The sequence below is a fragment of the Paraburkholderia elongata genome, assembly GCF_013177735.1.
In the GTDB taxonomy this organism is placed as follows: Bacteria; Pseudomonadota; Gammaproteobacteria; order Burkholderiales; family Burkholderiaceae; genus Paraburkholderia; species Paraburkholderia elongata.
Map to the genome: position 1 here is coordinate 1 of NZ_WOEZ01000326.1, position 8,091 is coordinate 8,091.

Here is an 8,091-nt window from a genome sequence, read left to right on the forward strand (position 1 = left end):
TTGCGCCGGATCGGTGAAGGCGCCGTTCGGATTGATCGGCAGCGACTGCACGCGCAATTCGTCGAAGGTGATCGGCTTGCCTGCCGGCAACGTGCGGGTCGACGAGGGCAATGCGGTCGGCAACCGGCTGCGGCCGGGTAATTTCGTCGACGTGTTTTTTACGCTCAAGCGCGACGGCGCCATCGGCAGCAGCAGCGAAATCGATCGTACCCAGGCGCGTCTCCTGATGTCGAAAGTGCGCGTGCTCGCGTTCGGCAACGCAACCACGAGCGGCGACAGCGCCGGCGACCCGAACGGCATGGTGCGCACCGCGGTGCTGGCGGTGCCGGTCGCCGATGTGGACCGCCTGACGCTCGCCGAAAGCGCCGGACGTCTGATCTTCGCGCTGCGCAATCCAAAGGATGCCGAAGTAGTCGATCAAGACGCGTTGCCGGCCTATCCCGGCGTGTTGAAGACAGTCGCCCGCGCCGGCGCGGCCGAGCCGTTGCAGGATTCGACTCGTGCCGCGGCCGGCGTGTCGCTCGACGCCTTGTCGGGAAGCACCAATTCTGCGGGCGCCGGTGCACGGCCGACGTTGCCGCATATGCCGCTGCCGCCTACGCGCGTTGCGGGCAACACCAACAGTATAAAGAGCGGTATCGAAGTGATACGGGGTGGGCGCGCCGAGACGGTCGCCTGGTAAGCGGTTTCAGGGAGCGGGCGGCCACACGCGTCCATAACTACATGACACAACGGATTTTTGTTTTCGGGAAGGCGGCGTGGCTCGGGTTGGCCTTGCTCGCCGTATCGGCTGCGACTGGCGCGGCGGGTCCGGTGCAGCGGGGGCAATCCTCACAAGCATCGCAGGCTGCGCCCTCGCAGACCATCGACCTGACGGTCGGCGCGCAGCAACCGCTCGCGACCGGTCATACGCTGCAGCGTGTCGCGATCGGCGACCCGGCGGTGGCCGATGTACTGATCATCAAGGGCGACAAGCGCGGTGGCGTGCTGCTGGTCGGCAAGGCGGCGGGCACGACCAACCTGATGCTGTGGGCGCGTGATCGCGAGGCGCCGCTGATCTATACGGTCAACGTCATCACGCCGGCTGCGGCCTCGCTGCTTGGGCCCGATACGCCGGCCGTCAAGGTGCTCGGCAGCACGGCGGTGGTCTCCGGCACGTCGGCGACGATGGAGGCGCACCAGCGCGCTGTGGTCGCAGCGGAAGGCTCGCTCGGCAAGGATGGCGCGGTGTTCGACACGTCGACGGTGGCAAGCCGCGCGGTAGTGCAGGTCGATGTGCGGGTGGTCGAGTTCAGCCGCTCGGTACTCAAAGAGGTCGGTTTCAACTTCTTCAAGCAAAACAACGGCTTTACGTTCGGCTCGTTTGCACCGTCGGCGTTGGGCTCGGTTTCCGCGACCGCGGGGCAGGCGCCGCAAATGACGAGTACGACGCCAATTTCGTCGGCGTTCAACCTGATTTTCAACTCCGCCACGCATGGGCTGTTTGCGAACCTGAGCCTGTTGGAGAGTAATAACCTCGCGCGCGTGCTGGCAGAGCCGACGCTAGTGGCTCTATCCGGACAGAGCGCGAGCTTTCTCGCTGGCGGCGAAGTGCCGATTCCAGTGCCACAGGGGCTCGGTGCGACTGGCATCGAGTTCAAGCCATATGGAGTCGGGCTCACGCTGACGCCGACCGTATTGAGCCCGCAACGCATTGCGTTGAAGGTGGCGCCGGAAGCGAGCCAGCTGGATTTTGCAAACGCCGTGACGATTAGCGGCGTATCGGTGCCCGCGTTTACCACACGTCGTGCCGACACCACGGTCGAACTCGGCGACGGCGAGAGCTTCGTGATCGGCGGCCTGATCGACCGCGAGACCGCGTCGAATGTAGCGAAGGTGCCGTTGCTCGGCGATCTGCCGGTGATCGGCACCTTCTTCAAGCAACTGAATTACCAGCAGAACGAGAAGGAGCTGGTGATCATCGTGACACCGCATCTGGTGTCGCCGCTCGCGAAAGGCGCGACCTTGCCGTCGACGCCGGGCGAGCAGTCCGAGCAGCGCAACGGGCCAGTGTGGCGTTCGCTGATCGGCGGCGTGGCGGCGCGCGATGCAGCGCCGGGATTTTCGAAGTGAAGCCGGTGGGCGCTCAGACGGCGCGCTGGATCGGTGGAGCAGTGAGCCAGCATGCACGCGAACCGCGCGGGCCCGCTGGCAAGAAGTACGACGCGGCGGCTTCGCAGCCGATGCCGCAAAAGGATGTCCAACATGAACGCGAGAACGCATTCATTGACTGAACGGGCGGTCACCGATTATTTCGTGTTCGCGTCGCTGGCCGACGAACACGTGCATTGGCTCGCCGATACGCTGGCGGGCGCAGGCGTGGTCGAAGCGGCCACACTCGATCCCACGATGCTGATGCAGCGCATCGCAGCGCTGAATCCGTCGTTGGTGTTCGTCGACTTTTCCGGCGGCCGTGCCGCTGCCGCGAGCGCTGCAGCGAGCACGGTGCGCACAGCCTATCCGGGCATGCAGATCGTCGCGCTCGGAACGCTTGCCGAGCCCGAAAGCGCATTGGCCGCGCTGCGTGCCGGCGTGCGCGATTTCATCGACGTGTCCGCGGCCGCCGAAGACGCGTTGCGCATCACGCGCCAGGTGCTGGACAACCTAGTCGAACCGGTCAGCCGTCACGGCCATATCACCGCGCTGCTGGGCGCGCGCATCGGCATGGGCGTGAGCACGCTGGCCGCGAACCTCGCGGTGATGTTGCAGCGGCGCGACGTCGCGCAAGGACGGCAAGCCGCCTTGCTCGATCTCGGCTTGCCGGCCGGTGACGGCTCGTTGCTCCTGAACACGCGCAGCGAATTCAATTTCGTCGAAGCCGTGCGCAATCTGCGCCGCTTTGATCAGACCTTCGTGCATACCGCGCTGTCGCATCATTCGAGTGGTCTCGCGCTCACCACGCTGCCGTCCAATCTTGCCGACATGCGCGAGGTCTCGTACTCGTCGTCGATCGGCTTGCTGAACCGGCTGCGCGCGTTCTTCGACCAGCAGATCGTCGATCTCGGCGGCTTCACCAATAGTGAGTTCATCGCCCACGTGGTGCAGGCTTCCGACGAAACGTGGCTGTTGTGCGATCAGGGCGTGGCCTCGATCGTGTCGGCGGTCGGCGTGCTCGACGCGTTGCGCGAGGAGGGTGTGGACACGGCGAATGTGAGGCTGATCGTCAACAAGTTCGATGCCGACCTCGGGCTCGCTGCCGCGCAGATCGCGCAGCGGCTGGAAATTCCGCTGCTGGCCACCTTGCCGGAGCGGCGCCTTACGCTCTGTCAGGCGGTCAACCAGGGACATCTGCTGGCCGACGTCGCGGCGCGTGACCCGTACGTGCGCGCACTCGAGCCGTTGATCGAACGGCTCGGCGGGGCCTCGTGCGCGGCCGCGCAAGCACGCAGCAAATCAGCGCTCGGCGCGCTCAAGCGCTTCATTCCAACCACTTACAAGCGGTCATAGACGATGGCAAAAGAAATCGAATTTGCCGACGACGCGCCTTTGTTCGCGCATAGCCAGCAGTTCCAGGACATCAAGAACGCGGCGCACGAACACCTGCTCACGCGTATCGAGGAACTCGGCTCCGAGTTCGGCCGCTGGTCGCGTAACGCGATTAACCAGTTCGTCGATCTGGAGATGGACAGCTTTGTGCGGCTGCGCCGGATACCCATTAACGAGAGCGAAGTGCGGTTGATTGCCGAGGCGCTGACCAAGGAACTGGCGGGTTTTGGGCCGATTGAGGACCTGCTCGCCGATCCTGCCGTCGAAGATATCCTGATCAACGGCTACAACGACGTGTACGTGTCGCGTCACGGCATCCTGACCAAGATTCAGGTGCGCTTTGCCGACAACGCGCACTTGCTGCGGATCGTGCGGCGCATTCTTGCGCCGATCGGTCGTCGTCTGGACGAATCGAATCCGATGGTCGACGCGCGCTTGCCGAACGGTGGGCGTGTGAATGTGGTGATCGAACCGCTGTCGATCGACGGGCCGATCGTCTCGATTCGCAAATTCCGCAAAGATCCGATGCGTCCCGAGGATCTGCTCGCCAACGGCACCTATAACCCGGAAATCGGCGCGCTGCTCGAAGCGGCGGTCGCTGCGCGCTGCAACGTGCTGGTGTCGGGCGGCACGAGCTCAGGCAAGACTTCGCTGCTCAATGCGCTGGCGTTTCACATCCCCGAGCCGGAGCGGGTCGTGACAATCGAGGACACGGCCGAACTGTCGCTGAACCACCCGCACGTGGTGCGGCTCGAAAGCCGTCCGGGCGGCTTCGACGGCGCGGGTGTCGTAACCATTCGAGACTTGTTGCGCAATACCTTGCGGATGCGGCCGGACCGCATCATCGTCGGCGAAGTGCGCGGCGGCGAGGTGCTCGAAATGCTGCAGGCGATGAATACTGGGCACGACGGCTCGATGGGCACCGTGCACGCCAGTTCGCCGCGCGAGTGTCTGTACCGCCTCGAAATGCTTGCGGGCTTCGCGGGCTTCCAGGGTACAGAGTCGAGCTTGCGCCGGCAGATCGCCAATGCGATCGACTTCATCGTGCAGATCGGCCGGCTTTCGAACGGGCGCCGGCGGATTCTGTCGATCACCGAAGTCACGGGGCTGTCGGACAACATCATCGCCACCCAGGAGCTCTATCGCTACGAGCCGGTCGCCACCGCTGAAGGCGATGAACTCGATAACTGGGTCTCGCTCGGCATTCATCCGCACTCGCCGAAACTGGCGCGTTTCCGCCAGGCGTTGGGTGGCGGCGAGGCGCAGAACGGGTTCGGCAACGCTGGTTTTGGAGGCGGTGGCTTCGGTGGCGGCAGTGGCGGCTTCGGCGGAGGCTTCAATGTCTAGCGCGGTACTGGTCTTCGCGGCGCTCGCGCTGCTATGCGCGGCGCTCGCGGTGCTGTTATGGCAGCGTGGCGCGCAACGCAAAGACCAGGTGAGCGCTGAGCGCTATATCGATAGCCGTATGGCGGCGGCTATGCCGGCCGGCGCGGGTACGAGCGGTGTGGCGGGCGGTCCGCGCGTCGCGCCCGCGCGCGCCGGAGCGGCGCCTGCCGTGATCGCGCCGCAAGCGCCGCCGGCCGATGCGGGCTGGCTCGCGCAATGGCGCTACCTGCAAGCGCGCGTGCGCTTCATGCTGCAACACGCGATGGCTCGCGCGGGGATTGCCAATGCAAAGGGTCCTGTCGCGATCGCCGGCACAATCGTGCTGCTGCTGTGCGCCTGGGCCGCGCTGGTAGGCGGCGGGCTCGCCGCCGGCGCGACGCTGATTGCGTGCGCGATGTTCATTTATTTTTTACTGACGGTGCGCGCGAACAAGCGCCGTCAGCTGATCGTGCGGCAATTGCCGCTGTTCCTCGATGGCATCGTGCGTCTGATTACACTCGGCAACAGTGTGCCCGCCGCGTTTCAGGCTGCGTTGCAAAGCACGGAAGCACCGCTGCGCGAATGTCTGGATTATGTGTCGCGGATGCTGCGCACCGGCGTCGAAATCGATCGTGCGCTATCGCAGGTATCGGTGATCTATGGGGTGCGCGAACTCGAACTGGTCGGCGCCGTGCTGCGTCTGTCGGTCAAGTACGGCGGCCGTGCCGACGTGATGCTCGACCGCATGGCCTCGTTCATGCGCGATCTCGAACAGGCCGAGCGCGAACTCGTGGCGATGTCGGCGGAAACGCGGCTGTCGTCGTGGGTACTGGCGATGCTGCCAATCGGCATTGGCGGTTTTCTGATTCTCTCCAATCCTAATTATTTCGCGTCGATGTGGTTCGATCCCACCGGGCGGCAACTGATCTATCTGGCGTTCGGCTTGCAGGTGACCGGCGCCTATCTGCTGTATCGCATGGCGAATTTGAGGACATGACGATGCAAACCTATCAACTCGTCGCTCTCGCGCTGGCTCTCGCAGCGCTCGCGCTGTTGCTGCTTGCCGGGTTGGTGCTGGCGCGTGTGGCCGCGGTACGGCGCAGCGAACGTACGCTGAGACACGCGCTTGACGAACGCGCATTGCAGACCGCAGCGCTCGCTGCCGCGGTGGCTGGACGTGGCGCGGAGCGCGCTCAGGGCGAATCGAAAGTTGCCCTGCGAAACGTGCAGCAAAAGGGTTTCAAAGGCCTGCTCGAGCGCTTCGCACACGCGGGGATTCGCTGGCTCGACACGCCTTTCGGTCGGCAGGTCGTTGCCGAGGAAGACCGCCGGTTGCTTGAGCAGTGCGGTTTCGTCGATACGCGCACGCGCGGCCTGTTTCTGGTGGCGCGGCTGGTGGGCGCGCTGGTGCTGCCCGTGCTGACCGGTACCTTGGCGCACGGCTATCTGGATGGCCCGCGCTTTGTCTCGCTGGTGGCCATCTCGATGGTGGCGGGCTTCATGCTGCCGAAGATCGTCCTGAAGCGGCGTGCCAGCAAGCGCCGCACCGGGGTGGTCGACGAATTGCCGTTGCTGGTCGATCTGCTGCGCTTGCTGCAGGGCGTGGGCTTGTCGCTCGATCAAAGCTTGCAAGTGATGGTCAACGATTTCCGCACCATGCTGCCCGTGCTCTCGAGCGAGCTGGAAATCGCGCAGCGCCATTTTGCGGCGGGCCGCACCCGCGAGCAGTCGCTGAACCGGTTGGCATCGAGTTACGACAACGAAGACTTGCGCGCGGTCGTGCGCCTGCTGGTGCAGGTCGACCGGCACGGCGGCGCTGTTCAGGAACCGCTCAAGCAATTCGGCGACCGCTTGCGCGAATCGCGCCGCGCGATGTTGCGCGAGCGCATTGGCCGTCTCGCCGTGAAGATGACCGGCGTGATGATCATCACTTTGCTGCCCGCGCTGATGATCGTTACAGCCGGCCCGGGCGTGCTCGCTGTCCAGCATTCGTTGGTCTCGATGAATCGGTAAGGATTTTGCAATGGCTCACTGTCTACCGTTCGAATGTCTGACGCGCTCTACCCGGTCCGCCCGCCACGCCACGCGCTGCGCCGTGGTGCTGGCCGCGTTGTCCCTGCTTGGCGCGTGCGCGTCTAAAGACATCGCGGGTTATGGCGTCGGAGCACAGGCCGAACGTGCGGCGATGGCCCAGCAGGCCAATCGGGATCCCGCGCCGGACACACCTGGCATGTACCTCGGACTGATCGACCAGATGCAATCGCAAGGGCTTTACTTCGCGTCGCTCGCGCATATCGATGCGTACGAAAAACAGTACGGTGCGAGCCCCGATACGATTTTGCTGCGTGCCGACGCGTTGCGAATGACCGATCAGCCTGACGCTGCCGCGACGGCTTACGGACAGCTGCTGAAGACGCCGCTTGCCACGCGCGGATATCGCGGGCTTGGCCTGATCGCCGGTGCGGCCGGGGACTTTGCGCGTGCCGCGCAGGAACTGCAGCGAGCCGCGCAACTCGCGCCGACGGATGCAGTAACCCTGTCGGATCTCGGCTACGCGCGGCTGCGCTACGGCGATGTCAACGGCGCACGCGTGCCGCTGATGAAGGCCGCCGAGCTCGATCAGAACAATCCGAAGATCGTCAGCAACATGGTGCTTTATCTGCTCGCCAATGGCGACCAGGCGCAGGCGCAGGCGGTGATGAATCAGCAGAAGTTCACGCCGGACGTACGTGCGGCAATTCGCAACGACGCGGCAAATGTGGTCGCGGCGGGGCGCGCGCAAGCACGCGGATCGCAAGCGCAAACACAACAACAGTTCGGGCAGGCGGGCGCAGGCACTGGCACGGTCGCGAGCGCGCAAGGTATCGAGCCGGCGCCGCGCTTATTGCAGCGTTTCGCGCAGTGATCACGAGATGACCGCGCAGTGACCGATCAGGCAATCAGGGGAATTGAGATGAATAGCAGAACAACGAAGCGGAGCTGGGCAGCGTCAGTGCTGTGCTTCGGTGTCGCGATGGGGGTGGCTGCTTCAGCGGTCGCGCAAACGAGCGAAACTGCCCAGCCGGCAGCAGCCACTCCGCCGCCGGTCCGGGCAAGCGAAGTAGGTCACTCGACCCGCACGTGGCTCGGCCTGCAAAGCAGCAACACAGAAGCCGCGCCCGCGCTGCCGACGCTCGGCGCCGAAGCCGGGCTTGCCTACCG

At 64.8% G+C, this 8,091-nt stretch carries 8 protein-coding genes; all 8 read left to right on the forward strand.

Going from position 1 to position 8,091, the window contains the following annotated elements:
• The coding region (gene cpaB, locus GNZ13_RS50070; protein WP_172178884.1) for a Flp pilus assembly protein CpaB at positions 1-682 on the forward strand (682 nt) is incomplete at its 5' end.
• Between the two features lie 41 nt (positions 683-723).
• Positions 724-2,112: a type II and III secretion system protein family protein gene (locus tag GNZ13_RS50075; protein ID WP_172178885.1), complete on the forward strand. Its 1,389-nt coding sequence runs from the start codon at positions 724-726 to the stop codon at positions 2,110-2,112.
• A 132-nt stretch (positions 2,113-2,244) separates the two neighbouring features.
• Complete coding sequence (locus GNZ13_RS50080; protein WP_172178886.1) at positions 2,245-3,486, forward strand: fimbrial protein; 1,242 nt, start codon at positions 2,245-2,247, stop codon at positions 3,484-3,486.
• A gap of 3 nt (positions 3,487-3,489) precedes the next feature.
• Complete coding sequence (locus GNZ13_RS50085; protein ID WP_172178887.1) at positions 3,490-4,872, forward strand: CpaF family protein; 1,383 nt, start codon at positions 3,490-3,492, stop codon at positions 4,870-4,872.
• A complete protein-coding gene (locus tag GNZ13_RS50090) occupies positions 4,865-5,887 on the forward strand; it encodes a type II secretion system F family protein (protein ID WP_172178888.1) in 1,023 nt (340 codons plus the stop codon). Before GNZ13_RS50085 ends, GNZ13_RS50090 begins: the two co-directional genes overlap by 8 nt.
• A gap of 2 nt (positions 5,888-5,889) precedes the next feature.
• Positions 5,890-6,903 (forward strand): type II secretion system F family protein, encoded by a 1,014-nt coding sequence (locus GNZ13_RS50095; RefSeq protein WP_172178889.1) that lies wholly within the window; start codon positions 5,890-5,892, stop codon positions 6,901-6,903.
• Between the two features lie 10 nt (positions 6,904-6,913).
• Positions 6,914-7,795 (forward strand): tetratricopeptide repeat protein, encoded by an 882-nt coding sequence (locus GNZ13_RS50100; protein WP_236002559.1) that lies wholly within the window; start codon positions 6,914-6,916, stop codon positions 7,793-7,795.
• Positions 7,796-7,843: 48 nt separating this feature from the next.
• A partial coding sequence (locus GNZ13_RS50105) for a DUF3613 domain-containing protein (protein ID WP_172178890.1) occupies positions 7,844-8,091 on the forward strand: 248 nt, incomplete at its 3' end.